Genomic DNA, 24,106 nt, shown 5'->3' on the forward strand with positions numbered 1-24,106 from the left:
CGAGTCGAGCTCACTCGGCGAAGGGGAGGGGCGTGTCGCCGCCCCGATCCACCGCGAAGGCATTGAGGGTCATGGCGACCAGGCTGTAGTAGCCATACACCCCGATCAACTCCACCATCCCGGCTTCGCCGAACAGCGTCACCCCTTGGCGATAGAGCTCATCGGGAACCCGCCGGGTGTGGTACAGCGCCATGCCGATGGCATACACGCAGGCGTCCTCGGGCGTTGCGAACGCCGGCACGTTGCGCTGCCGGAGCGCCTCGATCACCGCGTCCGCCAGCCCCGCCTGACGGGCGATGGGTTCGTGGATCTGCCATTCCGCCTGGGAGCGCCACCAGGCCGCGGTGGTGAGGATCGCCAGCTCGGTGAGGCGCACTTCCAGCCGGGTGCCGTAGCGGCAGAAGGCCCCCAGCCGCTGGGCATGGTCGGCCAGCGCCGGGCTGTGCACCCAGGCCAGGAAGGGGCCATCGAGATTGCCCCGCGGGCCGCTGAGGATGGCGTCCAGCACCCGCTGTTGCTCGGGCGTCGTGTTCTGCTCGGACAGCGGGGTCAGGCGCGATGAGATCGGCATTCGGGGGCTCCCAGAGTCATGGGTGGATGAGCAGGCACTACGGCCTGGATGCTTCCATCCCGTGCCTCGCAGGGCAACCACGGTGGAGGTAGGCGCTCAGCCATCGGAGAGTCCGTCACGAGCTCAATGCGTCCCTGTGAGGTCGTATTCAGGCTGGCACCAAGCCCCTGGCCCTGGTCACAATAAGGTCTGACCTTTCCAGGGAGTCTTGGCGATGGACCGGACCTGCACCACCTTCTACCTCGAAATGACCTCATCGGCCGAGCTGCGCGAGAAGCCCCAGCGGCCCGACCTGCAGATCGTCGAGTGCGAGGTGCCGCAACCCGAATTCAATCGCTTTCTCTATGCCCTGGTCGGCAAGGCCTGGGATTGGACCGATCTGAATCGCTGGAGCGATGAGCAATGGCGGGCGCTGGTGGAGCAGGAAGGGCATCGCACCTGGGTCGCCTATCACCGCGGCGCCATCGCCGGTTACTACGAGCTGTATCGCCCCGATGGTCGCAACGTCGAGATCCGCTACTTCGGCCTGGCCGGCGCCTTCATGGGCCTGGGTTTCGGCGGACCGCTGCTCAGCCATGCCCTGCGCAGCGCCTGGGACTGGCCGGGCACCGAGCGCGTCTGGGTGCACACCTGCACCCTCGACCACCCGGCCGCCCTGGCCAACTACCAGGCGCGTGGGTTGCGGATCTACCAGCAGGAAGAGACGCCGCTCTAGGTGCAGCTAGTCGGCGCCCTGGTCGACCAGTCCCAGCCGCGGCACGCGGGTTCCCGGGGGGAGCAGGGTGCCGGGTGCCAGCACTGCATTGGCGCCCACTTTGCACCCATCACCGATGAGGGCACCGAACTTGCGCACCCCGGTCTCGATCACCCGCTCGCCATGGCGGATGCGGATGGGCGCGCCGTCGAGCTCGTTGCGGTAGTTGGCGACGATGGCTCCGGCTTCCAGATTCACCCCGGCGCCGATCAGCGAATCCCCGACGAAGTTGAAGTGCGCCAGCTTGCTGCCGTCCAGCAGCAGGCTGCTCTTCACCTCGCACGCCGGACCTACACCGCAGCCTGTGCCGAGATAGACCCCACCGCGCAGATAGGCCCCGGTCGCCACGAAGGCTCCAGCGCCGATGATCAAGGGCCCCTTCAATACCACGCCGGCCTCCACCACGGCACTGTCATGGATGGCCTGGTCTCCCTCGCGGCGAAAGCCCGGGCCGAGTCGTTCCAGCAGGGCGCGGATATTCGCCTCGCACTCCTGGGTGATCCGCCAGGGATCGGCGGGCACCAGGCCCAGCGTCGGCCAGCGGGCGATGAAGGTGCCGATGTCCAGAGGGCTCATGGCAGGGGCTCGCGGAACACGTTCGGCGTCGTGGTCATCATCTTGGGTTGCGCCTCATGCTGTCGTGCATGGCAGCAAGCCTGGCCCGCTGGGCGAGCGGCCTGCCGCCTAAAGGGCTAGGGCAGTTTATCGACGAATTGCGCCAGCTCCGCCGCATAGAGCCTGGCCAAGCCGGTCGTGCCGTGACCGCGCGTGTCGGCGCTGCCCGGGATCAGCAGATACTGGGCGCTGGGCACCTGCTTCAGTGCCTCCTGCATGAGGCCCGTTTCGGGTGGATTGCGCTCGTCGTCCGCCGCGTTGATGGCCAGCACCGGCACCTTGATCTTGCTCAGTCCCGGCATGGCGTTGTAGTCGGCCGAGGCCTCCCACTGGTAGATGAAGTCATTGGCGTCGACCGTGACCGGTGCGGCCAGGCGCTTGTCGATCAGTTCGTCAGCCTTGGCATGGGTGCCGGCGATCTCCTGGTAGTTCAGGGTGCCGCCACTGGTGGCGAATTCGAACATGGTCTTGGCCAGGCGCAGGGACGGCGGCTGGGTCTGGTAGTTACCGTGATCCCAGGCCGGGTCCTGCTTGATGGATTCCACCAGCATGCGCCTCATGATCCAGTTGCGGCCGGCCATCTCCGTCGGCTGCGCCGCCATGGGCACCAGGCCATCGGCGAAACCGGGGTGCAGGCCGCCCCACAGCCAGGTCTGCATGCCCCCCATCGAATTGCCGATGATCAGCCGCAGGTGCTTGATCCCCAGACCCTGGGTGAGCAGCAGGTATTGCGCCTGCACCATGTCGGCGTAGTCGTACTGGGGAAAGGCGGCGCGCAAGCCATCCGAGGGCTTGGTCGACTTACCCGTGCCGATTGCATCCGGAATGACGATGAAATACTTGCTCGCATCCAGCGGCTGGCCCGGGCCGAACAGCTGGCCGCCCACATCCTTGCTCAACATCGCCGCGCCCTGCTGACCGGTGCCGTGCAGTACCAGGATCGCCGGGTTGCCCGGTTTGCCCAGCGTCAGATAGTGCAGACGGAAGTTGTCGAGGGTTTGACCGGTATGGAAGGTGAAGCGCGGCAGCTCGAAGTCGCCTTCGACCGGCTTGGGTGGCTCGTCCGCCTGGACGGTCTGGGTGGTCAGCAGAAGGAGGGTAACGGCAGAGCAAAGGCTGCCAATCGCGCGTCGCCAATCAAGAGCCCTGGTCATCGAAGGCTTTCCTATTGTTATTGAAGTTGACGATAGAGGGTTATAAAGCCAAACCCCACCCCCCGACAATTCGCTGCCGGGACGTGCGCCTTGCGGACCGGATGGATCGGCCGCGGTCGAGCGCCTGCGTCGCACGACCCGCCAGTGACCGCACCGCGCCGGCCATCACCGCGAGGCCGTGCCCTTCGCCGACTCCCCTTGGCCGGCGTTGGCGAGCGCAACGCTGGAACGCTTGCGCCAGCGGTCGAGTCGGAATGAGCAACAGTTCTTGGAGAACACCTGGCCTCATGCAAGCCCTTCGTACCCAGTTGGCGGCGCTGGACCCGCCCATCAAGCACGAGCTCCAGTCCCAGGGTGACAACCTGGTGATCGTCCTTATTGATCCGACCCGCCCGGCGCGAGTCAGTCGTACCCTCAGCCAGACCCTGGTGCGCAACACCTCGCTGCTCTATGACGTGATCCGCGATGCGGTGAACGAACTGCGCGCCCTGGGCACCCATCCGGCCATCACCGACCAGGACATCTACCCCGACGACCGCCCCAAGCCGGCCGCTTCCAGCGGTTCCTGAAAAACCGCCCCCGCCAGCCCTGCACGAAGAGCGTGACGCCATGAGCGACCACCCGCGCATCCAGACCCTCATCCGCCGACAGAAGCTGCTGGCGGACTTCGGTGACTTCGCCCTGCGCTGTGAAGACCTGGACGAGATCCTTACCCGCGCCTGCCACCTGGTGGGCGATGCCCTGGGCACCGACCTGGCCAAGATCCTGGAGATCGAGCGCGGCGAGCATGCGGCGCTGGTCCGCGCGGGCGTCGGCTGGAAGCCCGGCGTAGTGGGCCAGGCCCGCATCTCCCTGGGCGAGCGCTCCTCCGAAGCCTATTCGATCAAGGTCAGCCGTCCGGTGATCACCGAGGACATCGATAAGGAAGAGCGCTTCGACCTCCCCGAATTCCTCCGCGAGCATGGCGTGCGGGCGCTGGTGAACGTGCCCATCTTCTTGCCCGGCGGCCGGCCCTACGGCCTGCTGCAGGTGGATGCCCGCGAGCCCCGGGATTTCGGCGAGGAAGAGGTGGAATTCCTGCGCACCTACGCCACCATCCTCGGCCCGGTGATCGACCGCCTGCTCAAGACCCTCGACCTGCACGTCGCTCTGGAAACCAACACCCGGCTGATGCAGGAGATGCAACACCGCATCAAGAACCACATCGCCATCATCGCCGGGCTGGTCTGGCTGCGCGCCCGCGCCGCCCAGTCGGACGAGACGCGCCAGGAACTGCAGTCCATCGGCGCGCGCATCGACACCCTGCGCCTGGTGCACGAGCAGCTCTATGTTGCCAACACCGCCAAGCAATTGCGGCTGCGGCCCTTCGTCATGCAGTTGCTGGAGAACCTGTGCCACCTGCACCAGGAACACTCCGGCCAGGTGCGCCTGGAAATCGCCATCGAAGACGTCGACCTGAGCCCCGACACCGCTGTGCCCCTGGGGCTGATCCTCACCGAATTCGCCTCCAACAGCCTCAAGTACGCCTTCGACGGCGAGGGCGGTCGGCTCGCCGTGACCATCGAGAGCACCACCGGCGACGCCTGGCGCGTGCACATCCGTGACGACGGCAAGGGACTGCCGCAGCAGGCCCCCGCCGCCAGGCCCGGGTCCGGCACCGGCATGAAGCTGATCGAGGGCCTGGCCGCCCAGATTGGTGGTCAGGCGCAGTGGTCAGCGGCCGGGCAACGGGGTACCGAGTTGCGGCTGAGCTTCAAGGTCAAGCAGTAGCGGGCTAGGACTCTTCCGTCACGGCCGGCGTTACCGCCGAGCCCGCCAGCAGGCCACCGTCCAGATTCAGCTCGCTGCCGGTCATGTAGGCGGCCTCGTCGGAGGCCAGCAGCACTGCCAGGGCGGCTACTTCCTCGGGGCGACCGAAGCGCCGCAGCGGCGTGTCCCGCACCAGCGCCGCCATGCGTGCCTCGCGCTCCGGGCCGTCGCCCAGCATGGGCTCCCACATTGGCGTGAGGATGGCAGCGGGGTGGATCGAATTGCAGCGGATGGCCAGGCCCTGTTCGGCGCAATAGAGCGCCACCGTCTTGCTGTGGTTACGCACCGCGGCCTTGGACGAGGCGTAGGCCGCCGCACCGGGAATACCCACCAACCCGGAGCGCGACGAGACATTGATGATGGCCCCAGCCCCCGCCGGGCGCATGGCACGGATGCCATGCTTGCAGCCGAGGAAGACGCCATCCAGATTGGTGCGATGCACCGCCTGCCAGTCTTCCAGGGCGGCGTGTTCCGGGTCGTGGGCCACCATCCCCTGCTCGAATCCGGTGATCCCGGCATTGTTCACCAGCACGTCGAGCCGTCCGCGCTCGGTGAGGATCTGCCCCGTCACCTGCTGCCATTGAGCTTCGTCACGCACATCCAGGTGCAGATAGCGCGCCTGGTCGCCCAACTCGGTCGCAACGGCGCGGCCCAACTCGTCGTTCAGGTCGGTGACATAGACGAAGGCACCTTCCGCCACGAAGGCCCGGGCGATGGCCGCGCCTATGCCCTGGGCCGCGCCGGTGACCAGTGCGGTCTTGGCGAGCAGTCGGTTGGCCATAGTGGATTCCTCCAGCGGTGCATGAGCCCCCAAGGGTAACCCAAGCCGTTGAGCGCAGATCAGGCCTTGGCGCTGACCCCACCGCTGCTGCCGCCGGCCTTCTTCAGCGCTTCGGTGTAGGCGGCATAGGCATTCATCAGCGCCTCGCTGGCGGCCGTCACGTTGGCCTGGGCGGCTTCCCGCGCGGCCTGGCTGGCGTCCCGGTCTTCCTCGCTGGCGCCCTTGCTCTGGGCTTCCACCGCACGCAACTGCTTCTGCGCCAACTCCAGTTGCCGCTTGGCCATGTCGATGGCCTTCTGCAGCGCATCCAGGGTGCTGTTGCCGGTGCTGCCTTTCTCGTTGCCGCTGGCTGCAGCATCGGCCTTGGCCTTGATCCCATCGAGCGGGTTGGGCTTGCCGATGCCCTTGGGCTGCTTGGCGTGCGCGGCCTGGGCGGCCGCTAGGTCCTCGTCCTTGGGCTTGGCCGCGCCACTCAGCCTGAGGGTGACGGGATGCAGGATGCCGCTGCCGATACCTTTCACCGATCCTAGGCCGGACATGGCGAACTCCATCTTCGAAGGGTAGGCAAGGTTAGCGGCGGCTTGGGGGAAAGATTGAGGCTGCCATCCCGGGCTGCCAGGCGTGATGTCGAGCGCCCTGTCCCTCGTTGCACGCAGGCCACCCATGAAACGGAACCCTCAGGCCTGGCTCGCGCGCCAGCGCTGTCCCGATGCCGCCCAAGCTCCGTTCATCCAGCCCCTAGTCGCGCTTCCCCGATACCCTTGGTGCAACCAGCGCGGCCGGGTCGAACGGCTCGCCCACACTCATCGCCTGGGTGGTGACCCTGTACTCCGAGTCGGCGCCGGGTAGCTGCTCCAGCACGATGAAACCCCGATTGGGCCGATGGTCGTTCAGCGGCTCGGCCGCGAAGCCCCACTTCGCCCCCGCCGACCAGACGCACTGGTGCAGGCCATTCGGCTTGACCCAGTCATCACACGGCTGCCCGGCCACCGTCCGTGGGGTCGGCCCCTGGAAATCGCCCAGCGCGGCCGGCGCGCTCCTTTCCACCGGCATACGGCTCAAGGCGTCTGGCGCTGCGGCCTCTTCGGTCTTTTCACCCGTTGCCAGATCCACCCGCTGGTAAGAGCTGTCGGTGGTGGTTTCCTGGGTGCCGGTGGTCTCCAGGCGGAACAGGCAGGTACCGCCTGGGCCGTCGTTGGCGACCCTCCAACTCGTCTCGCGAACCACCTCGATATCCCGCGCGAACCACAGCTCATAGCGGGTAGTGCCGAGCAAGGCGACGTCTTGATCGGCCAGCGCGCGGCTTTGCAATCCACCCGCCTGGCAGTCGCGCAGGGCCGCCAGATAGTTCGCCCGCGCCTCGTTGACGCCCTGGTAGGTCAGTTCCACGCTCTGGCGAACATGGATCGGCGGCAACGAACGGCGGGTGTCTTCCCCGTTGTCCGGCTGGTCGTCCGCCCAGGCCATCCCGATGCTGGTCAGCAGCAACATCATCATGGCAACGCGGGAGGTATGCATGGGGGCTTGTCCTGGTAGCGGGTTACGACTGGGGTACGGCAGCAGCGTTGCTGTGACGAGCGGTGCGCGGAAGTTGAGAAACTCGTCGTCAGTAAGCTAATGCCTGAAGCGGCAGGCGCAATAGCTCAAAAGGGCTAGTGCGGTGCCTCGGACGCTCGCGCACGCAGCGGCAGGTGATTTTTCGGAGGACCAGACGCTGCGACGAGTCAGGGCAGTGCCATGGCAGGGAATGGCAGCGCCGCCGACCTTGCCTGGATACCGTCCGAAACACCGCGCCAGTGGCTGCACAGCACGCTGGGCTGATGGACGACCGAGGCGGTACCCCAGCTCTTCCTTGTCAGCCCGCCGCAACCTACTGGGTAATCACCGCGTGATTGGAAAACCCGCTCTGGGTCAGGTTGATGGCATTGCCGGCCGTGGCCTGGGTCAGGTTGGCGGTGTGCTGGAAGCCGCTCTGATTGACGCTGATGCTCGAGGTATCGCCCGTGACATAGGTCGTCACCCCGAGGCCGCTGCCTTGCTGATCCACCTTCAGCTGGCCATCATTGCCCAGGTAGTAGGCCGTGATGCCATTGCCGTCGCCAGTGGACACCAGATCCAGCTGATTGCCCTCGCCCGAGACGATGGCCGAGGCGCCATTGCCGTCCCCGGTCTGCGCCAGGGTCAGCTGGCTACCCACGCCATAGACATTCACCTCCGCGCGGTTGAGATCGCCACGCTGGGCGACGTCCAGGGTGCTGGGCCGCGAATAGCCACTGGCGTGCTGGCCGCGGACATCGTTGCCGTCGCCCTGCTGCACTACCTTGGTATCCACCCGCTCGCCGGCCTGCTTGAGGCCCACGTAGTTGTCGTTGCCGTTCTGCTCGATGAGGGTGGTCGAAGCGTTGCCGTTCTGATTGATCCAGGCCGCGTTGCGCAACCCGACGCTGACCACCTGCAGATCCAGAGCATCGCCGTACTGACGCAGGTCCAGGGTGCCGTTCAGCCCGTTCTGCCGTACGCTGAGGGTGTTGTCGCCCGCGCGCTCGCCGGTCTGATCGATGGTGATCCGGTGCGAGCCGCCATCCTGCTGCACCAGGGTGTCCTGCCGCAGACCGCTCTGCCGCACCACCGTCTCGTTGTCCGCGCCCGGCCCCTGATTCACCTCCACCCGCCCGTAGCCGGCATCCACCTGCTCGATATCCACCCGCCGCCGCGCGCCCCAGCTCTGGTTGACCACCGCCACGCTCTTGCCGCTGTCCTGCACCAACCGAACGCTGTCATCGGCATCGTTCTGCTGGGTGACCTGGGCGTTCAGGAAGCTACCGCTCTGCTGGATATCCGCCTGGTTCCGCGCCGCTAGCCCACTACCCTGGTCCAGGTTCACCACGTTGAAGCCACCGCTTTGCTGGACATTCGCCGTCTGGGACGCGGCCCAGCTGGCGGAGGTGTTGGCCAAGAGCAACAGCATCATGAGGGAGCGGGAGGTGGGCATGGGGACGGTCCGTGTTAGTTAGGGGCAGTCGCTGGCATTAATTGCTGGCATTAACGGAAGCGCTCCAACGATAGTTTACTTAGTGGGTTCAAGCGTGCAATCGACCAAAAGATTGGTATTAAAGAAGTTTTTCTAAGCGATTTTCTTGGGGTGAGATACTGGTTTTGATTTGTGCTGTTTCTAGGTTCTTATTCTAATGTGTTTTTCGTATTGGGGCGGTCTTTTCGCTGTTTGGACGGTTGGTTATTTCGGTGTGGGTGCGATAAATTTATATCTGTTGGCAATATACTTTGCTGAATTTTCGATGTATGGAAAAACGGTGCTTTCGTTTATATTTAAGCGGTCCAGCTCTTTTAGTATTGATGCCTTGTTTGAAATAGACATTCTTATGACCTTGATTTCATTTGATCCGCTTTCATCTAGTACCGCATCTATGCCAAATAATAAAAATGCGCCGGATTGTGAATGTATCCTGGCATTAGTTCTTTTGCTTTTCACACAAACTATATCTTTCAAATGATTGGCGATTATTTCTGGTTTGAAGAATGGCTTTTCTTCTCTGATGAAGTGTGTAAGTCGCTTTATGGATGGCTGATCGTTAAAAGTGCAGATATCTTCAGTTTCAAACGTAATTTGATCTTTGTCTGTTTTTGGCATGCGCGCTAGATTCGCAATACAACTGGCCTTGTCAGAATCAAAGTATTTAATTTTGCTCTCGGTTATTAGGAATACAATAACTTCGCCTTCGGTTTCCCCTTCGTACTTTCCATTTACCGGCTCCCCGTATTTGGATTTGCACGCAAAATACAATGCAATGAGAGGGTTTGATGTTATATCCAGGAGGCGGGTGGGTAGTGAGTAGTGCTGCATTCGGACTAAGCGATCAAGGGTGTATTGATCAGACTCAAAGTCAATTGCGTTCGAAACAATGAGTTCTCGGTATAGGATGTGCTCATTATGTAAGTATACGTAGTTGCCGCTTGGGTCTTTTCTGAAAAGCGAAGGTTCAAGCTTATATGTGCGCCGGTCTGAATGGCCTCTATAAAAAACTTCGTGGCCCGTGGAGTCTATATCGTTTGTGACCTTTTTGATGAATCCTGCAACCGTACTTATACGAGCTGAATTTCCCTTGGACTCAGGTGGTTGACGTTTTTGTACTGTTCTTTCTGGCCACTCTTTGGTGTTCTGAGGGATTAGGTTTTCTGACTTGAGTCTGTCGTATAGTTCTTCGTTTTTAATAGCCCAGTGGGTGCGGTTAATTTCCCATTTGCGGATGTCGAGTAGAGTAGAAAGGCGCACAATTTCTGTGTGATCCAATGGGCGGATGTCAGGATGAAATTCATATTCTATCGATATATTTTTTCCTCGGTCTTGGATGTTCGTTAGGCGGCCTATTTTTATTTCTTGGTTAAAGCCCTCGTAGGCGAACAAGCAAGGAATGCTTTTCAGATATTCAACTTGTTCAGCGTCGAGAGACTTAAATTTTCTAGCCAATTCCTCATTGGTGTACTCGAGAAACCTGCTTCGGCTATATTCATATCCTTGCGATTCTCATGCGTTTTCTTCTGCTGTAACAAATAAATTATACATGTTAGTTTGCTAGCCTTTGGTTTGAATTTGACCTGGGTTGGCTTGGTTGGGTTGCTTAATGGTTATTGTGGTGCCTTCTTTTATTTCGTTGACTATATAGCTCGGTGCCAGTAAAAATAAGAGCATTTCTATCTTGTAAGGTTTGGATGCTTCTCCGAAAACAGCCTGGCTAAGTGTGCGCATTAGCTCGCAATAATGATGATATGCTATTTGATGCGGATGATATCTTACCTTTGGATTGTGAAGGGTGAAAATGGTCTTGCAGTCTAATGCAGAAATTTTAGAGGGCCGTCCTGGAGGTTGTGGGTATAAATCTAGTTGATTAGCATGCGTATAAATTATCCAGTTCAGACTAAATATTGCTCTTGAGTCATAGATGGCATATTTGGTTGGGTTTAAAAAAGAAGCTACTTTAGATAGCGACGAGATACGACTAAAACTATCGCTAGATAGCGTTCCAGACTCAATTTCTCTCCTGAATGAAGTTAGTAGCATATCGTTTTTTTCATTTTTCTTGAAGGATGTGATTCTTCCCCATTTGTTTATTATCCAGTAATAATCGTCACCCGCTGGATTTGTAATGTTTTTGACGAAATTTTCTTTTAGATAGATATTTCTTTCATAATTATTTCTCAATGAGGTGGGGATTTTTATAGGGCAATCAGAAGGTATTTTCCAAGAAAAATATTCGAGCGATTTTTCTTTTGTTATGGATATGATCTTATTTATAATGGGTGTTATTTCTGTATCTTTATTTTTCATGGCTAACTTTTTCGATGGCTCAATTTATCTTTAGGTTTGGATTTTTATGAAATGGTTTCTCAGTTTTTCCGTATGTGTGTTTAGAGTTGTGAATTAATTTGTTGGATTTTTCAGGTTTATTGCCTTTGGTGTGATTTTATTTCTGGCCAGTTTGGATTTTATATTTGGGTGCTGGAGATAAATTGCTAATTTTTTCCTTTTTTGTGCCTCTATACTAAATCGAGCCCTTTTAGTGACTTATGCAAACGTTGCGGTTGTCACGTAGGGGCTTGGGCTTCTGAAACGTCGAGCGGCTGTTCAGCCAGAGGAGCGGTATGCAGCCAACGCTGTACCCAAGGCCAGTTGAGCCAGAGCAGGGCAACGGGCATCAGCAGCCAGATGAGCAGCAGGGGAGAGGGCCGGGGCTTGCGGCGGCGGTATTCGGGAACGACATCGAGTTCGGCGATGAGCGCGCTTCGGTAGTCTTGCGCGGTCTTGCCATGGCGATCTTTGGCGGGCATGCGGCCTCCTGGCCGGGCCGGGACGAGAGATCGTTCCGGCCACTTCCTTGTGATGGATTTCACGTTAGGTGGCAGGCGGGAGAGCGTCAAGGCTGGCGAAGTGCCGGAGTCGAGCTCATTTTTGCAATTAAGTCCGACGATTTTACGAGTAATAGGGCTGAAACCGAGAGTTCGCGGGGCTTCGGCTTAAGGCGAGCGCGGTGGTAGCACCAAATCAGGCGGGTGCTGGAGTCGACGAGCTGTCACCACGACCATCCAGGCGGTCGCGGTATGTGGGGCTTGATCCCCTGACTTTAAGAGGTGTGGGCTGGAGATGTTAGTCCGCCCCAGCCCTGGTCATGGGTGCTGCGCAGTGCGCCTATTCACTGCTCAACTCGGGCTTGGCGCCTGGGGCAGGGCAGTGAACCAATCCAACGCTCTATCCCACAGCGGCTCCGCGCTGGCGCGAAAGTAGCCCATATGGCCGATGGCACCGCCGTGCAGGCGCGGGTCGAGGTCTTCGCGCTGGAGATCGGTGTTGCGATAGGCCTGCATGAAGGCATCACGCGATTGCGGGGTGGCCCAGAGGTCGTCCAGGGCGTTGACCGCGACGATGGGGGTGCGCACCGCGGCGAAGCCGACTTCGATGCCGCGCATGGCCGGGTCGTCGAAGAAGTAGTGGGGCAGGCTGCACCAGTGGCGCCACTGGCGATAGACGTCGCGCGGCAGGTCTTCGCCCAGGCCCAGGGCGCTCCAGGGGCAGTAACCCTTCCACCAGGTCAGCACCGGCAGCACCAGTTTCCACATGGTCAGCACCTTGAGGCGCTCCAGCGGCGGCATATAGCCGTACCAGCCGGCGCTGGTGCCGAAGACATAGAAGCCGGCCACCTTGGCGTGGTTGGGCAAGAGGCCGAAGGCATGGCCGCCATAGGAGTGGCCGACCAGGTAGAGCGGCACGTCGTCCTGGGCCATGGCGTCCACGGCGGCGGCGAGGTCCTGGCGCGCCCAGTCCAGCAGGTCCATGCGAAAGCCCTTGAGCGAGGCCGGCGCCGAGCGGCCGACGCCGCGGTAGTCCAGGGTCAGAGTCTCGAAGCCGCGGGCGGCGGCGTGCTGAGCGAAGCGGCGGTAGAAGCCCTGAGGCACGGCGGTGGCGCCGGCGACGATCAGCCGTCCTTGCAGCGGCCCCTGGGCCGGAAAGCGACTGGTGCTGAGGCGATAACCGTCCGCGGTGATCAATTCCTCGACGAGGGCGTCGCTGGGCATGGGGTGGTCCCTATGACAGTTGTTATAATGCCTGGACGGTAGGTTATGACAGCTGTCATAGCAAGGAGAATGGATGACCGAGCAGTCGAAGGTACGGCAGCGGGTGGTGGTAGCGGCCTCGGCCATGCTGGCCCAGCACGGCCTCAATGCCACCAGCATCCGCGAGACCATCAAGCGCGCCGAGGCGCCGCTGGGCTCCACCTATCATCATTTCCCCGGCGGCAAGCACCAACTGGTGGTGGAGGCGGTGGAGCTGGCGGGCGCCCAGGTCAGTCGCGACCTGGAACAGCAGCTGCAGGCCGGGGCGCGGGCGGGTATCCAGGGCTTCCTGCGGCTGTGGCGCGACATCCTGCTGGACTCGGACTTTCGCGTCGGCTGCCCGGTGATGGCGGTGGCGGTGGAAGAGCCGGTGGACGAGATCGCCCAGCGCGAGCTGGATGCGGCAGCGAGCATCTATCGCCGCTGGGAGGCGCGTTTGCAGCTGGCGCTGGTGGAGCATGGGCATTCGGCGGATGCAGCCACCGGGCTGGCCACCTTGCTGGTGGCGGCGGTGCAGGGGGTGATCCCGTTGTGCCGTGCCCAGCGCAGCATCGAACCCTTCGACCGGGTGGCCGAGCGTCTGGTGGCGCTGGTCTGACGGGAACGCGCCCAGGCCGGCGGACTCCATCAGGGGTGTCTCTCTCACTGGAGTACCCCATGCATCCCGAATCCGCGGACGACCAGCAGACCCCTCACGACTACGACGAATACGGCGACGTGCCCGACTCGGCCAATACCACCACCACAGAAGAGCGCGAGGACCTGGACGACAGTCCCTTGAGTCCGAAGCGCTAGGGTCAGGGCCTGCGTGTGGAGGAGGCCACCCTGCCGACCGTGGGCGAAGCCCTCACCCCAACCCTCTCCCAGGGGGAGAGGGGGTTGCTCGGTACTTTGGTAAGGCTTTGGTGTTAGCGGGTATTCAGGTGGAAAACGCGGCATGGTTTTCCCACACAGCTGGCGTTTGGATGAGGCTGCGCCGTCATCCGTCCTACCGGTCTGTAACGTGGACAAGGCTGCGCCGTTGTCCACACTGCGGGGGCCGTGCGTAGTGTGGAAAACCGCGTAGCGTTTTCCACGTAGGCATCGATCGAATACCAGGCGTTTCCTCGATGCACTGGGCGACCCCTCTCCCTCCGGGAGAGAGTTGGGGTGAGGGCTACGTTTCTGTACGGCCGCTTCCCCCTCTGGCTGTAGCTGGTCGACAGGCGCTGCAGGTGCGGACAATCGGCTCTTTGCCCTCAGGAGTCCGCCAGCATGTCCCTCGTCTTTCATCAGGTCGATGTCTTCGCCCAGCGCCCCCTGGAGGGCAACGCCCTGGCGGTGGTCTGCGGTGCTGACCATCTCTCCACCAAGCAGATGGCCGCCCTTGCCCGTTGGACCAACCTATCGGAAACCACCTTCCTGCTCGCACCCACCGATCCGGCGGCGGACTACCGGGTGCGCATCTTCACCCCGCAGCGCGAACTGCCCTTCGCCGGTCATCCGACCCTGGGCAGTTGCCATGTCTGGTTGCGCGAAGGCGGGCGGCCGAAGGGCGTCGAGGTGATCCAGGAGTGCGGTGCCGGCCTGGTGCCGATCCGCGCGGCGGGTGAGGAGCTGGCCTTCGCCGCGCCACCCTTGCTGCGCGGTGGGCCGGTGGAGCCCGAGGTGCTGGCGCGCATCGCCCGCGGCACCGGTCTGGCGCCTGAGCGCATCCAGGCCAGCCAATGGGCTGATAACGGCCCAGGCTGGGTGGCGGTGCTGTTGGAGAGTCGCGAGGAGTTGCTGGCGATCCGCCCGGACTACAGCGCCCTGGAAGGACTGAACGTCGGCCTGATAGCACCCTGGAGCGGCGCGGCGGCCGAGGCGCACTTCGAGGTGCGGGCGCTGATGGGTGAGGAATTCGCCGAGGACCCGGTCACCGGTAGCCTCAACGCCAGCCTGGCGCAGTGGCTGATCCCGGCGGGCCTGGCGCCGGAGCGCTACCTGGCCAGCCAGGGCACGGCCATGGGCCGGCGCGGACGGGTGCGGGTGGCGCGCATCGACGGCCGTATCTGGGTGGGCGGCGCGGTGCAGGACTGCATCCGCGGCACCCTGGAGCTCTGAAGGCGGACGCTCCGTCGAGCGTCCGCCAACCCCTTACAACCCGACCGAACGCCCCTTGAAACCGGCGACGTCGAAGTAGCGGGTCTTGCCCACGGTCTGGGTCTTCAGCTCGGTGACCAGGCCGTCCTGCGCCGGTTGCGAGCGCTGTTCTTGGTGGCTGGCCTTGACCGGCTTGCCGCCTTCGAGGCTTTCATCGAGCACCCGGCCGACCAGTTGGCCCTTGGCCGGAATCTGCAGGTGCAGCAGGTGCGCCAGGGTCTGGCCGACGTCGGCGTTGCTGGCCGGGCTGGGGTCGACGAAGCCTTTGCGGAAGTCCGGGCCGATGGCCGCCATGAAGTTGTGGGTATCGCCGCGGCTGAAGCTGCCGTGCATGCCCTGGCCCTGTTGCAGACCGGTGTCGGCCACTTCCACGGCGCAGACGTCGGGCTTGCCGCAGCCGCTGTCGTAGGAACGGAAGTTGACCACGATGGCCGGGTAAGGGGTCAGCGCCGAGCCCTTGAGGTTGATGGCCGACAGCGGCAGGGTGCCGGGGATCTTGCCCAGGTCGTCATCGACGAACAGGCCGCTGACGTAATCCTGCTTGAGCAGTGCCGCGACCACCTTGGGCGCCAGCGCCTTGGCATCGCCCTGCGGCAGATAGACCAGATCCGAACCACCGTTGGCCGCCACCACCACCTCCGGCTTGGCCGGGTCGGGGCCGATCAGGCCGTTGGCCTTGCTCGGGTGCTGGCCCTTGTCCATCTCCACCGCAGCGCTCTTGGCGTCCGGATCGAGCAGCGGCAATTTCAGCGCGGCGGCGATATCCAGGGCGAGGAAGCCGGGCGGCAGCTGGCCCTTGGGCACGTCTTGGTAGCTGGCCTGGGCCGCCGGACTGGTCTTGCTCTCCTTGGAGATGGTGGAGAAGCCGTGGTCGGCGCTGACGAAGATGTCGGTGTTGCCGTCCAGCCCCAGCTCCTTCAGCCGGGCGCGCAGGGCGCCGAGGTTGGTGTCGACGTTGCGGATGGCGGCCAGGCTGGTGGGGCCGTTGATGCCGGGGGTGACCTTGCCCAGGCTGTCGCCCTGGTTGTGCTGGGTGCCGTCCGGATCGCGCGACCAGAACACCAGCACGAAGGGCTTGCCGCTCTCCTTGAAGCGCGGCAGCAGCACCTGGTTGGTGACGTCGAGGAAGTAGCGCTGCTGCTCGACGTTGGCGCTCAGGGTGCCCGGGGTGGTGGCGTTGCCGGCCTTGCCGTTGGCGCCCCGGCTCGGGGCTTCCAGGGGCAGGCCGGCCTGTTTCAGGGCGTCCTGCATGGCGGCGCTCAGCGGAATGCCGGTGGGGTGGCCGGTGGAGTCGTCGACGATCACGGTCTTCTCGCCATCGCGGGCGGTCACGTCCTGGATGGCCACCGGGCCGAGCTTGCCGACGGCGGCGGTGGACAGCCCGGCTTCGCGCGCGGCGGCCAGCAGGGTTTCCTCGTCCAGGTAGTTGCCGGCGAAGTGTTCGTCCACGTCGCCCAATACTTCGTCGTTCTCCAGGAAGGGGGTGACGCTGCCCCCCGCGCCCGGCACCGGGAAGCCGGTGTAGAGGGTGTTACCGAAATCCCCGGTATCGCCCAGGTAGTGCCCGGTGGCCATGGCCGAGGCGTTGGGCGTGGTGAAGGTGGGGAAGAGCGAATGGCTGTTCTGGAAGTTCACCCCCTCACGGCGCAGCTGGGCCAGGTTCGGTGCGGTCTGCTCATCGACGATGCCGGCGCGCAGGCCGTCGGGGATGAAGAGAATCACGTTGCGCGCCGGTGCGGCGGCCATGGCGGCCGAACTGGCGAGCAGGGTGAGGCAGCAGGCACGGGCGAGCAGGGTGGGGATGAACGCCATGGAAGGATCCCTGAGAGTTGAAGAGTGGAGGCAGAGGTGTAACAAGAGATTGCTGCATTTTTATGATGACAGCGAGGTGACAGGCCCTCGGCATCCTTTGTGCAACGTTACGGCCTCTTTCCAAGGAGCTTTCCATGGCCCACGCCTTCGATCCCGCTGTTTCCACCGCCGCTTCCTTCCGTGATCTCGACACCCCGGCCATTCGCCAGGCACGCATCGATCTGGCCGCCTGTTTCCGCATGGCTGCCCGCCTGGGCCTGGGCGAGGGGATCTGCAACCACTTCTCCTTCGTAGTGCCGGGGCACGACGATCTGTTCCTGGTCAATCCCTACGGCCTGGCCTTCGCCGAGGTCACCGCCTCTTCGCTGCTGATCTGCGATTTTACCGGCGGCGTGGTGGCCGGCGACGGCGCGCCCGAAGCCACCGCCTTCTATATCCATGCCCAGTTGCATCGCCTCAACCCGCAGGCGCGGGCGGCCTTCCACACCCATATGCCCAACGCCACGGCGCTCTGCCTGCTGGAGGGCGAGCCCTTCGTCTGGGCCGGGCAGACCGCGCTGAAGTTCTATGATCGCCTCACCGTGGACGAGGACTACAACGGCCTGGCGCTGGACTACGCCGAGGGCGAGCGTATCGCCCGGGCCGCCGGGGACGCCGCCGTGGTGCTGTTGAAGAATCACGGTCCGCTGGTGCTCGGCCCGAGCATCGCCGAGGCGTGGGACGACCTCTATTACCTGGAGCGCGCTGCCGAGGTACAGCTCAAGGCCATGGCCAGCGGCCGACCGCTCAAGCCGGTGGCCCCGAGCATCGCCCACGCCGCCTGCCAGCAGATGCTGCAGGGCAACGCCGACAGCGCCCGGCTGCACCTGGAAAGCGTGAAGCGCCAGCTGTTGCGCCTGGAGCCGGATTACCGGGACTGATGACGGCGCACGGGCTGCGCGCAGGCGTCGCTGGCGTCAGCGCCGCTCTGCAGGGCGGCCAGCGGCAGTTCGCCGGCCAGGTCGGCCACCAGGCGTTCGCGCAGGTGCTGCTTGATGGCGCGACCGACGTCGCGCTGGCCGTGATGATCCAGCGCCAGAAAACCCCGACGCAGGATCTCGAGGGAGAGCGCCGGTACGTCCATTCCCAGCGGACAGACGTCGTAGGCGAGCGGCAGGGCGGTAGCGGACGGCATCCTGGTGATCATGGGGTGTCCCTCCTGGACGAGAAATCCATGATGCCAGGGCCTGCCGGTGAGGCCGCAGTGGCAAACCTTCGAGGCGTGGACTGCTGCTCAATTTTTGCGCAGACGAAAAAAAGCCCGGGTCCTACCCGGGCTAAAACGCAGATGTCAGCTTCTACGATGCCATGACGGCATGGGCACAGACTGGCAGCTGCGGCTTAGGACTGGCTTAACGAATGCCGATCGCGGTGAAAAGATTCCAGTTGCGGGTAAGCCCGCGGCCCGCCTAGCGAATCTGGGCGGCCAGGAGCGCCATGGCGGCGATCACGGCGAAGATCAACAGCAGTTTCAGGGGGGAAAGCTTGTCCATGGGCTTCTCGCGGGACGATCCATCATCGTTCGGGCGATGATAGCAAAAAGCCACTAAAGGGTATCGCCGTCGCCGCCCTCGGCGAGGGGATCGCCCAGCATCAGCTGGACCCGACGTTCGAGGGTATCCAGGGTGAAGGGTTTGATCAGCACGCGCATGCCGGTATCCAGGTCGCCGTCGCCGATGGCGTGGCTTTCCGCGTAGCCGGTGATGAACAGCACTGGCAGCTGTGGCCTCAGGCTGCGCACCGCATCGGCGAGCTGGCGACCGTTGAGGGCACCGGGCAGGCCAACGTCGGTGACCAGCAGGTCCACGGCGGCGCCGCTCCGGATCAGGTCGAGGGCGCTGGCACCTTCGGCCGCTTCCAGCACCTGGTAGCCCTGGGCGGTCATGGCCTCCGTCACCAGCGCACGGATGGTGGGTTCGTCATCCACCACCAGCAGGGTTTCGCCGTGGCCCGGCACCAGTCGTTGCTGCTCGGGGTAGACGGGCGTCGGCTCGACCGGCACGAGGTGATGGCGCGGCAGGCAGAGGTGGACCCAGGTGCCGGCGCCGGGCGTCGATTCGATCTGGATGCTGCCGCCCGACTGCAGCACGAAGCCATGCACCATGGACAGGCCCAGGCCGGTGCCCTGGCCAAGGGGCTTGGTGGTGAAGAAGGGATCGAACACCCGCGCGCGGATCTCCTCGCTCATGCCGCTGCCGGTATCGCCCACGCTCAGGCGCACGTAGTCGCCTTCGGTCAGGCTACCGCGCGGAGCGCGGCCTTCGCCCAGGCGCTCGTTGGCCAGCACGATGCGGATGCGCCCGCCCTCCGGCATGGCGTCGCGGGCATTGAGGCAGAGGTTGAGCAGGGCGTTCTCCAGCTGCGAGGCGTCGACGTGGGTCAGCCAGAGGTCGGGATCGGCCTCGCGCTCCAGCACGATCTGCGGACCTATGCTGCGCTGGATGAGGTCTTCGAGGCCGAGCACCAGCTGTTCCAGGGCCACCGGCTGGGGATCCAGGGTCTGCCGGCGGGAGAAGGCCAGCAGGCGATGGGTGAGGGCGGCGGCGCGTTGGGCGGCGCTGCGGGCGGTGCCGGTGTAGCGGTCGAGGTCCTGCAGGCGGCCCTGGCGCAGGCGCAGGTCGAGCATTTCCAGCGAACCCAGGACGCCGGTGAGCAGATTGTTGAAGTCATGGGCGATGCCACCGGTGAGCTGGCCGACGGCTTCCATCTTCTGGGAATGCCGCAACGCTTCTTCCATGACCTTGAGGCGCTGCTGCTCCTCCAGGCGGCTGGTGACGTCGTAGGCGAATTGATAGGCGCCGAGGGCACGGCCGTCGGCGTCGCGCAGCACGCTGAACTGCAATTCGTAATGGCGGGTCGTCGGCTCTTCGCCGACGCTGATGACCTCGCTGAATTCCTCTCCGGCGAAGGCCCGCCGCCACAGCGGCAGTACCCGGTCGCGCAGTTCGGGATGGCCAGCCAGGGCTTCCAGGAAGGAATCGCCGATCCGCGGCTGGACGCCGATCAGCCGTTCGAACACCGCGGCGCCCGTGCCATTGATCGCCAGCCAGCGGAAATTGTAGTCCAGCACCTGGATGAGGGCGCTGGCGCCGTCCACCACGCTGGCCAGGATGCGGTTGGCCGCCAGGGTCGCCTGCACCCGCTCTTCCAGCGTCTCGTTGAGCTGGCGCAACGCCGCCTCGGCGCGCTTGCGCGGGGTGATGTCCTGGAACAGCACTGCGACCTGGCGCCGGCTGGCGGGCTCGATGCGAAAGGCGGTCACGTCCAGGTAGCGCCCGGTGGCCACCAATTCTTGCTCGAAGCGAATGGATTCGCCGGTGCGCAGCACGTGGCCGTAGCGGTCGAGCCAGGCCTGGGCCTCGTCGCCGACCATGTCGCGCAGCTTCTGGCCCACCACGTTGGGGATGCCGGCGTGGGCGGCGTAGGCCGGGTTGGCTTCGACGTGGAGGTAGTCGCTCAGCGGGCCATGGGGGCCGTCGAGGAATTCGATGATGCAGAAGCCTTCGTCCATGGCGTTGAACAGGAACTGGTAGCGCTCGCTGGCCAGGGCCGAGGTCCCCGCCGACGGCTGGTCGCGGACTTCGAGCTGGCGGCGCAGCTCGTCGTTGCTCTGCTCCAGCTGCGCAAGACGGGCCATCAGGGCGGGTAGGTCTGCGACGGACACGACACTCTCTACGACGGGAAGAGGAGGAGAAGACTTGGCTTCGAGGGTGGGCATTAGACGCTGCCGCATTGAAAAGTGCCAGACACGTCACCTGGCGGTCTGGACGGTGCGTTCCAGGGGATGAGCGGGGTCTGCCCACCTCGCGGATAGCGACTGCCTGATCGCCTGGCCACTAGGCCTTGGGTGGATTGACACCTCGGAAAGTCACTCATACGATGTCATATGAATATCTGGTAACAGCTTTCCAACGACCCCGGTTCATGCCGGCCATAACAACAAGTCAGGAAGCCCACTACATGACTATCCAGGTCACTCCCGGGACGGACTCCGCCCCGCGGCCGCAGGTCTCGCCCGTCGCCTCCGCGCACCAAGCCTCCCGCTTCACCCGCTATCGCTGGTTGATCTGCGCCCTGCTGTTCATCGCCATCGGCATCAACTACATCGACCGCCAGATGATCGGCATCCTCAAGCCCACGCTGCAGGCGGACCTGGGTTGGACGGAGACCGACTACGCCAAGATCGTGTTCTGGTTCCAGTGCGCCTATGCCATCGGCTTCCTCACCTTCGGGCGCATCATCGACAAGGTGGGGGTGCGCATCGGCTACGCCCTGGCCTTCACCATCTGGACCATTGCCAGCATCGGCCACGGCATCGCCCATACCGTCACCCACTTCGTGCTGGTGCGTTTCACCCTCGGCTTCGGCGAATCCGGGAGCTTTCCGGCCAGCCTCAAGGCGGTGTCGGAATGGTTTCCGCAGAAGGAGCGCGCCCAGGCCACCGGCATCTTCAACGCCGGTACCGCCATGGGGCCGATCATCACACCTTTGCTGGTGCCGATCATCACCCTGACCTGGGGCTGGCGCGCGGCCTTCATCTCCATCGGCATCGTCACCGCGCTGTGGCTGATCGCCTGGCTGCTGATCTATCGTCGCCCCCACGAGCATCCCAAGGTGAGCCGTGAGGAACTGGCCCATATCCAGGCCGACGATGGCTCCCCGGTGGCCGCCACCCCGACCAGCCAGACCAAGATCTCCTGGTTCAAGCTGCTGACCTTCCGCGAGACCTGGGCCTATGCCGCCGGCAAGTTCCTCACCGATCCGATCTGGTGGCTGTATCTGTTCTGGCTGCCGGACTTCCTTGGCAAGACCTATGGCCTGAATCTCAAGTCCTTCGGCCCGCCGCTGATCGCCATCTACATCCTCGCCGACATCGGCTCGGTGCTGGGCGGCTGGGGCTCGTCCAAGCAGATGAAGCTGGGTCGCAACGCCAACCTGGCGCGCAAGACCACCATGCTGCTCTGCGCCCTGGCCGTGGTGCCCATCGTCACCGCCCAGTTCGTCTCCAGCCTGTGGCTGGTGGTCGGCATCATCGGTCTCGCCGCCGCCGCCCACCAGGCCTGGTCGGCCAACCTGATGACCCTGCCGTCGGATCTCTTCCCCAAGGAAGCCGTGGCCTCGGTGATCGGCATCGGCGGCACCGCCGGTGCCATCGGCGGCATGCTGATGACCACCTACAACGGCTACATCCTGGAGATCTTCAAGTCCTACCAGCCGATCTTCATCGTCGCCGGCAGCGCCTATCTGGTGGCTATCCTGGTGATCCATTTCCTCACGCCGCGCCTCAAGCCGGTGCCGCTGGAGCGGATCGCGGTGGACTGAAGCCCAGCCCGAGCGAAGACCAAGGCCGCCTGGTATCCCCAGGCGGCCTTTTTCATGGCGTGCCTGTCCGGATCGCGCAGGGGGCTGTCCTGCTCGCGAGCGCAGGGAGCAGGACGGCCGGTCAGACTCCCGACTCCAGCCTATCGGAGTCCCCCATGCTCAAGCAGCCTCAGACCAAGTACCGAGCCTTCTCCGCGCCGCGCCTGCCTGATCGGCAGTGGCCAGGCCGCCAACTCAGCCAGGCGCCGCGCTGGTGCTCTACCGACCTGCGCGACGGCAACCAGGCGCTGATCGAACCCATGGGCCTGGCGCGCAAGCGGCGCTTCTTCGAGCTGCTGGTGGCGGTGGGTTACCGGGAAATCGAGGTTGCCTTTCCCGCCGCCTCCCAGACCGATTTCGACTTCGTCCGGGAGCTGGTCGGGCGGGACGACCTGCCGGACGATCTCTGGTTGCAGGTGATGACGCCGGCGCGCGGCGAACTGATCGACCGCACCTTCGCTGCCCTGGTCGGGGTACCGCGCGCCATCGTGCACCTCTACAACGCCACCGCGCCGGTGTTTCGTCGGGTGGTCTTCGGCCAGGATCACGCCGCCACCCTGGCGATGGCGGTGGCCGGCACCCAGCGGGTGCGCGCCTGCTGCGACGCCCAGCCGGAGACCGCCTGGACCTATCAATACTCGCCCGAGACCTTCTGCTTCACCGAGCCGGACTTCGCCCTGGAGATCTGCCAGGCAGTGCGCGAGGCCTGGCAGCCGTCGGCGGAGCGGCCGCTGATCCTCAACCTGCCGGCGACGGTGGAGGTGGCGACGCCCAACGTCTATGCCGATCAGATCGAAGGCTTCATCCGCGGCCTGGGCCTGGCGCCCCACGTGACCATCAGCGTCCATCCACACAACGATCGCGGCACTGGCGTCGCCTGCGCCGAGCTGGCCCAGCTGGCCGGCGCGACGCGGGTGGAAGGCTGCCTGTTCGGCAACGGCGAACGCACCGGCAACGTGGATCTGGTAACCCTGGCGCTGAATCTCTACAGCCAGGGGGTCGATCCGGGCATCGACTTCTCACGGCTGGAAGAGGTGGCCAGCGTGGTGGAGGCCTGCAATCAGCTGGCGATCCACCCGCGGCATCCCTATGGCGGTCGCCTGGCCCTGGCTGCCTATCCGGAGCAGGGCGCGGCCCTGGGGCTCATCGATCCGGCCGATCTCGGTCTGGCAGCGCGGCTGGGGTAGTGGCGTCGGGCAGGTCCGCCTGCCCCCGATAGGCCGAGGGCGACACGCCCAGCACCTGGCGAAAGCGGGTGGCGAAGGCGCTGGGACTGGCGTAGCCGTGATCCAGGGCCACGTCGACGATGGCGTGGCCGGCGGCCAGGGAGGTCAGGCTGGAATCCAGCCGCGCCCGTTGCAGCCACTGGCCGAAGCTCAGCCCGGTCTCCTTGAGGAACAGCCGGCTCAGGGTACGCTCGCTGACCGCCAGGCGTGCGGCGGCCCGGGCCAGCGTCCAGGGTTCGCCCGGGTGCTGGCGCAAGTGACGACACAGCTCGGCGAGTGGCCGGTCGCCTGGCCAGGGCAGGTGCAGTCCCGCGGCGGGCGAGCCCTGCACTTCCTCGAGTATCAGTTGCAGGATATGCCGGCCGCGACCCTCGGCCGGTCGATCGGCGGGCAAGGGCAGGGCGGCGAGGATTAACTCGCGCAACAGCGGCGAGACGGCGATCAACTGGCTGCGGGTCGGTAGGTCGGCCCGGGCCTCGGGCTCGACGAACAGGGTGCGTACCTCGGTTCGCCCCAGCAGGTGCAGGTCGTGCTCCTCGCCGGCGGGTATCCAGACGCCCCGCCCCGGCGGCGCCACCCAGCGGCCCTGGGCGGTGTTGACCACCACCACGCCACAGAGCGCCTGGATCAGTTGCGCCTGACGATGGCGATGCGCGGGTACCCGGTCGCCATGGGCATAGTCCTGGGACAGGGCGTACAGGCCGTTGCAGAAGCTGACGTCGACGAGCATGGCCG

Annotated in this window: 24 protein-coding genes; 9 read left to right on the forward strand and 15 right to left on the reverse strand. The window is 63.9% G+C overall.

Translation table 11 applies throughout. The features are described 5' to 3' along the window. Positions 1 to 10: 10 nt before the first annotated feature. Positions 11 to 571, reverse strand: a complete 561-nt coding sequence (locus tag QZ471_RS21650) for a carboxymuconolactone decarboxylase family protein (protein WP_295467715.1) — start codon at positions 569 to 571, stop codon at positions 11 to 13. A gap of 214 nt (positions 572 to 785) precedes the next feature. On the opposite strand from QZ471_RS21650, the gene QZ471_RS21655 reads away from it, so the two are divergent. Further along, the gene (locus tag QZ471_RS21655) at positions 786 to 1,286 is read left to right on the forward strand and encodes a GNAT family N-acetyltransferase (RefSeq protein ID WP_295467717.1); all 501 of its coding nucleotides are present in this window, start codon (positions 786 to 788) and stop codon (positions 1,284 to 1,286) included. Between the two features lie 6 nt (positions 1,287 to 1,292). Here QZ471_RS21655 and QZ471_RS21660 read toward each other — a convergent pair whose 3' ends face one another. Together QZ471_RS21660 and QZ471_RS21665 are read right to left on the reverse strand one after the other, a co-directional pair. After that, positions 1,293 to 1,901 (reverse strand): transferase, encoded by a 609-nt coding sequence (locus QZ471_RS21660; RefSeq protein WP_295467719.1) that lies wholly within the window; start codon positions 1,899 to 1,901, stop codon positions 1,293 to 1,295. Between the two features lie 116 nt (positions 1,902 to 2,017). Then, a complete protein-coding gene (locus QZ471_RS21665) occupies positions 2,018 to 3,094 on the reverse strand; it encodes an alpha/beta fold hydrolase (protein WP_295467721.1) in 1,077 nt (358 codons plus the stop codon). Between the two features lie 287 nt (positions 3,095 to 3,381). Between QZ471_RS21665 and QZ471_RS21670 the strand changes: the two genes are divergently transcribed. Further along, positions 3,382 to 3,663, forward strand: coding sequence for a hypothetical protein (locus QZ471_RS21670; RefSeq protein WP_295467723.1), 282 nt, complete (start codon positions 3,382 to 3,384; stop codon positions 3,661 to 3,663). Between the two features lie 40 nt (positions 3,664 to 3,703). After that, complete coding sequence (locus QZ471_RS21675) at positions 3,704 to 4,864, forward strand: GAF domain-containing protein (protein WP_295467725.1); 1,161 nt, start codon at positions 3,704 to 3,706, stop codon at positions 4,862 to 4,864. A gap of 4 nt (positions 4,865 to 4,868) precedes the next feature. Here QZ471_RS21675 and QZ471_RS21680 read toward each other — a convergent pair whose 3' ends face one another. The 8 genes from QZ471_RS21680 to QZ471_RS21715 form a co-directional block, all read right to left on the reverse strand. Next, a complete protein-coding gene (locus tag QZ471_RS21680) occupies positions 4,869 to 5,684 on the reverse strand; it encodes a glucose 1-dehydrogenase (RefSeq protein WP_295467727.1) in 816 nt (271 codons plus the stop codon). Positions 5,685 to 5,743: 59 nt separating this feature from the next. Further along, a complete protein-coding gene (locus QZ471_RS21685; RefSeq protein ID WP_295467729.1) occupies positions 5,744 to 6,223 on the reverse strand; it encodes a hypothetical protein in 480 nt (159 codons plus the stop codon). Between the two features lie 199 nt (positions 6,224 to 6,422). Further along, positions 6,423 to 7,202, reverse strand: coding sequence for a hypothetical protein (locus tag QZ471_RS21690; protein WP_295467732.1), 780 nt, complete (start codon positions 7,200 to 7,202; stop codon positions 6,423 to 6,425). 352 nt (positions 7,203 to 7,554) lie between these two features. Further along, positions 7,555 to 8,676 carry a hypothetical protein gene (locus QZ471_RS21695; protein WP_295467734.1) on the reverse strand — a complete coding sequence of 374 codons (1,122 nt, stop codon included), beginning with the start codon at positions 8,674 to 8,676 and terminating at the stop codon, positions 7,555 to 7,557. 243 nt (positions 8,677 to 8,919) lie between these two features. Further along, entirely contained in the window at positions 8,920 to 10,107 is a 1,188-nt protein-coding gene (locus QZ471_RS21700; RefSeq protein WP_295467736.1) for an FRG domain-containing protein, read from the reverse strand. Between the two features lie 168 nt (positions 10,108 to 10,275). Then, on the reverse strand, positions 10,276 to 11,028 hold the full coding sequence (locus QZ471_RS21705) for a hypothetical protein (RefSeq protein WP_295467738.1): 753 nt from the start codon (positions 11,026 to 11,028) through the stop codon (positions 10,276 to 10,278). A gap of 257 nt (positions 11,029 to 11,285) precedes the next feature. Continuing rightward, the gene (locus QZ471_RS21710) at positions 11,286 to 11,528 is read right to left on the reverse strand and encodes a hypothetical protein (protein WP_295467740.1); all 243 of its coding nucleotides are present in this window, start codon (positions 11,526 to 11,528) and stop codon (positions 11,286 to 11,288) included. 369 nt (positions 11,529 to 11,897) lie between these two features. After that, positions 11,898 to 12,770: an alpha/beta fold hydrolase gene (locus tag QZ471_RS21715; RefSeq protein WP_295467742.1), complete on the reverse strand. Its 873-nt coding sequence runs from the start codon at positions 12,768 to 12,770 to the stop codon at positions 11,898 to 11,900. Positions 12,771 to 12,843: 73 nt separating this feature from the next. On the opposite strand from QZ471_RS21715, the gene QZ471_RS21720 reads away from it, so the two are divergent. The 3 genes from QZ471_RS21720 (at position 12,844) to QZ471_RS21730 (ending at position 14,894) form a co-directional block, all read left to right on the forward strand. Next, positions 12,844 to 13,407: a TetR/AcrR family transcriptional regulator gene (locus QZ471_RS21720; RefSeq protein ID WP_295467744.1), complete on the forward strand. Its 564-nt coding sequence runs from the start codon at positions 12,844 to 12,846 to the stop codon at positions 13,405 to 13,407. 59 nt (positions 13,408 to 13,466) lie between these two features. Beyond that, the gene (locus QZ471_RS21725; RefSeq protein WP_295467746.1) at positions 13,467 to 13,604 is read left to right on the forward strand and encodes a hypothetical protein; all 138 of its coding nucleotides are present in this window, start codon (positions 13,467 to 13,469) and stop codon (positions 13,602 to 13,604) included. Between the two features lie 459 nt (positions 13,605 to 14,063). Continuing rightward, the gene (locus QZ471_RS21730) at positions 14,064 to 14,894 is read left to right on the forward strand and encodes a PhzF family phenazine biosynthesis protein (protein ID WP_295467748.1); all 831 of its coding nucleotides are present in this window, start codon (positions 14,064 to 14,066) and stop codon (positions 14,892 to 14,894) included. A 33-nt stretch (positions 14,895 to 14,927) separates the two neighbouring features. On the opposite strand, the gene QZ471_RS21735 is transcribed toward QZ471_RS21730, so the two are convergent. Further along, a complete protein-coding gene (locus QZ471_RS21735) occupies positions 14,928 to 16,745 on the reverse strand; it encodes a nucleotide pyrophosphatase/phosphodiesterase family protein (protein ID WP_295467750.1) in 1,818 nt (605 codons plus the stop codon). A 134-nt stretch (positions 16,746 to 16,879) separates the two neighbouring features. On the opposite strand from QZ471_RS21735, the gene QZ471_RS21740 reads away from it, so the two are divergent. Next, the gene (locus QZ471_RS21740) at positions 16,880 to 17,665 is read left to right on the forward strand and encodes an aldolase (protein WP_295467752.1); all 786 of its coding nucleotides are present in this window, start codon (positions 16,880 to 16,882) and stop codon (positions 17,663 to 17,665) included. On the opposite strand, the gene QZ471_RS21745 is transcribed toward QZ471_RS21740, so the two are convergent. Continuing rightward, on the reverse strand, positions 17,653 to 17,931 hold the full coding sequence (locus QZ471_RS21745; RefSeq protein ID WP_295467754.1) for a hypothetical protein: 279 nt from the start codon (positions 17,929 to 17,931) through the stop codon (positions 17,653 to 17,655). The two genes, QZ471_RS21740 and QZ471_RS21745, sit on opposite strands and share 13 nt — an antisense overlap. A 399-nt stretch (positions 17,932 to 18,330) precedes the next feature. Further along, the gene (locus QZ471_RS21750; RefSeq protein ID WP_295467756.1) at positions 18,331 to 20,448 is read right to left on the reverse strand and encodes an ATP-binding protein; all 2,118 of its coding nucleotides are present in this window, start codon (positions 20,446 to 20,448) and stop codon (positions 18,331 to 18,333) included. 296 nt (positions 20,449 to 20,744) lie between these two features. Between QZ471_RS21750 and QZ471_RS21755 the strand changes: the two genes are divergently transcribed. After that, positions 20,745 to 22,106, forward strand: coding sequence for an MFS transporter (locus QZ471_RS21755; protein WP_295467758.1), 1,362 nt, complete (start codon positions 20,745 to 20,747; stop codon positions 22,104 to 22,106). Between the two features lie 155 nt (positions 22,107 to 22,261). Beyond that, positions 22,262 to 23,332, forward strand: coding sequence for a 2-isopropylmalate synthase (locus tag QZ471_RS21760; RefSeq protein ID WP_295467761.1), 1,071 nt, complete (start codon positions 22,262 to 22,264; stop codon positions 23,330 to 23,332). On the opposite strand, the gene QZ471_RS21765 is transcribed toward QZ471_RS21760, so the two are convergent. Then, the gene (locus QZ471_RS21765; RefSeq protein ID WP_295467764.1) at positions 23,289 to 24,101 is read right to left on the reverse strand and encodes a helix-turn-helix transcriptional regulator; all 813 of its coding nucleotides are present in this window, start codon (positions 24,099 to 24,101) and stop codon (positions 23,289 to 23,291) included. The two genes, QZ471_RS21760 and QZ471_RS21765, sit on opposite strands and share 44 nt — an antisense overlap. Positions 24,102 to 24,106: the final 5 nt, after the last annotated feature.

It is taken from the genome of uncultured Pseudomonas sp. (genome assembly GCF_913774235.1).
GTDB lineage: Bacteria > Pseudomonadota > Gammaproteobacteria > Pseudomonadales > Pseudomonadaceae > Chryseomonas.

What these genes read in the sequence shown, in the direction of transcription:
- QZ471_RS21650 (WP_295467715.1), bottom strand. Translation starts at nt 571, where the DNA reads ATGCCGATCTCATCGCGCCTGACCCCGCTGTCCGAGCAGAACACGACG.
- QZ471_RS21655 (WP_295467717.1), top strand. Translation starts at nt 786, where the DNA reads ATGGACCGGACCTGCACCACCTTCTACCTCGAAATGACCTCATCGGCC.
- QZ471_RS21660 (WP_295467719.1), bottom strand. Translation starts at nt 1,901, where the DNA reads ATGAGCCCTCTGGACATCGGCACCTTCATCGCCCGCTGGCCGACGCTG.
- QZ471_RS21665 (WP_295467721.1), bottom strand. Translation starts at nt 3,094, where the DNA reads ATGACCAGGGCTCTTGATTGGCGACGCGCGATTGGCAGCCTTTGCTCT.
- QZ471_RS21670 (WP_295467723.1), top strand. Translation starts at nt 3,382, where the DNA reads ATGCAAGCCCTTCGTACCCAGTTGGCGGCGCTGGACCCGCCCATCAAG.
- QZ471_RS21675 (WP_295467725.1), top strand. Translation starts at nt 3,704, where the DNA reads ATGAGCGACCACCCGCGCATCCAGACCCTCATCCGCCGACAGAAGCTG.
- QZ471_RS21680 (WP_295467727.1), bottom strand. Translation starts at nt 5,684, where the DNA reads ATGGCCAACCGACTGCTCGCCAAGACCGCACTGGTCACCGGCGCGGCC.
- QZ471_RS21685 (WP_295467729.1), bottom strand. Translation starts at nt 6,223, where the DNA reads ATGTCCGGCCTAGGATCGGTGAAAGGTATCGGCAGCGGCATCCTGCAT.
- QZ471_RS21690 (WP_295467732.1), bottom strand. Translation starts at nt 7,202, where the DNA reads ATGCATACCTCCCGCGTTGCCATGATGATGTTGCTGCTGACCAGCATC.
- QZ471_RS21695 (WP_295467734.1), bottom strand. Translation starts at nt 8,676, where the DNA reads ATGCCCACCTCCCGCTCCCTCATGATGCTGTTGCTCTTGGCCAACACC.
- QZ471_RS21705 (WP_295467738.1), bottom strand. Translation starts at nt 11,028, where the DNA reads ATGAAAAATAAAGATACAGAAATAACACCCATTATAAATAAGATCATA.
- QZ471_RS21710 (WP_295467740.1), bottom strand. Translation starts at nt 11,528, where the DNA reads ATGCCCGCCAAAGATCGCCATGGCAAGACCGCGCAAGACTACCGAAGC.
- QZ471_RS21715 (WP_295467742.1), bottom strand. Translation starts at nt 12,770, where the DNA reads ATGCCCAGCGACGCCCTCGTCGAGGAATTGATCACCGCGGACGGTTAT.
- QZ471_RS21720 (WP_295467744.1), top strand. Translation starts at nt 12,844, where the DNA reads ATGACCGAGCAGTCGAAGGTACGGCAGCGGGTGGTGGTAGCGGCCTCG.
- QZ471_RS21725 (WP_295467746.1), top strand. Translation starts at nt 13,467, where the DNA reads ATGCATCCCGAATCCGCGGACGACCAGCAGACCCCTCACGACTACGAC.
- QZ471_RS21730 (WP_295467748.1), top strand. Translation starts at nt 14,064, where the DNA reads ATGTCCCTCGTCTTTCATCAGGTCGATGTCTTCGCCCAGCGCCCCCTG.
- QZ471_RS21735 (WP_295467750.1), bottom strand. Translation starts at nt 16,745, where the DNA reads ATGGCGTTCATCCCCACCCTGCTCGCCCGTGCCTGCTGCCTCACCCTG.
- QZ471_RS21740 (WP_295467752.1), top strand. Translation starts at nt 16,880, where the DNA reads ATGGCCCACGCCTTCGATCCCGCTGTTTCCACCGCCGCTTCCTTCCGT.
- QZ471_RS21745 (WP_295467754.1), bottom strand. Translation starts at nt 17,931, where the DNA reads ATGATCACCAGGATGCCGTCCGCTACCGCCCTGCCGCTCGCCTACGAC.
- QZ471_RS21755 (WP_295467758.1), top strand. Translation starts at nt 20,745, where the DNA reads ATGACTATCCAGGTCACTCCCGGGACGGACTCCGCCCCGCGGCCGCAG.
- QZ471_RS21760 (WP_295467761.1), top strand. Translation starts at nt 22,262, where the DNA reads ATGCTCAAGCAGCCTCAGACCAAGTACCGAGCCTTCTCCGCGCCGCGC.
- QZ471_RS21765 (WP_295467764.1), bottom strand. Translation starts at nt 24,101, where the DNA reads ATGCTCGTCGACGTCAGCTTCTGCAACGGCCTGTACGCCCTGTCCCAG.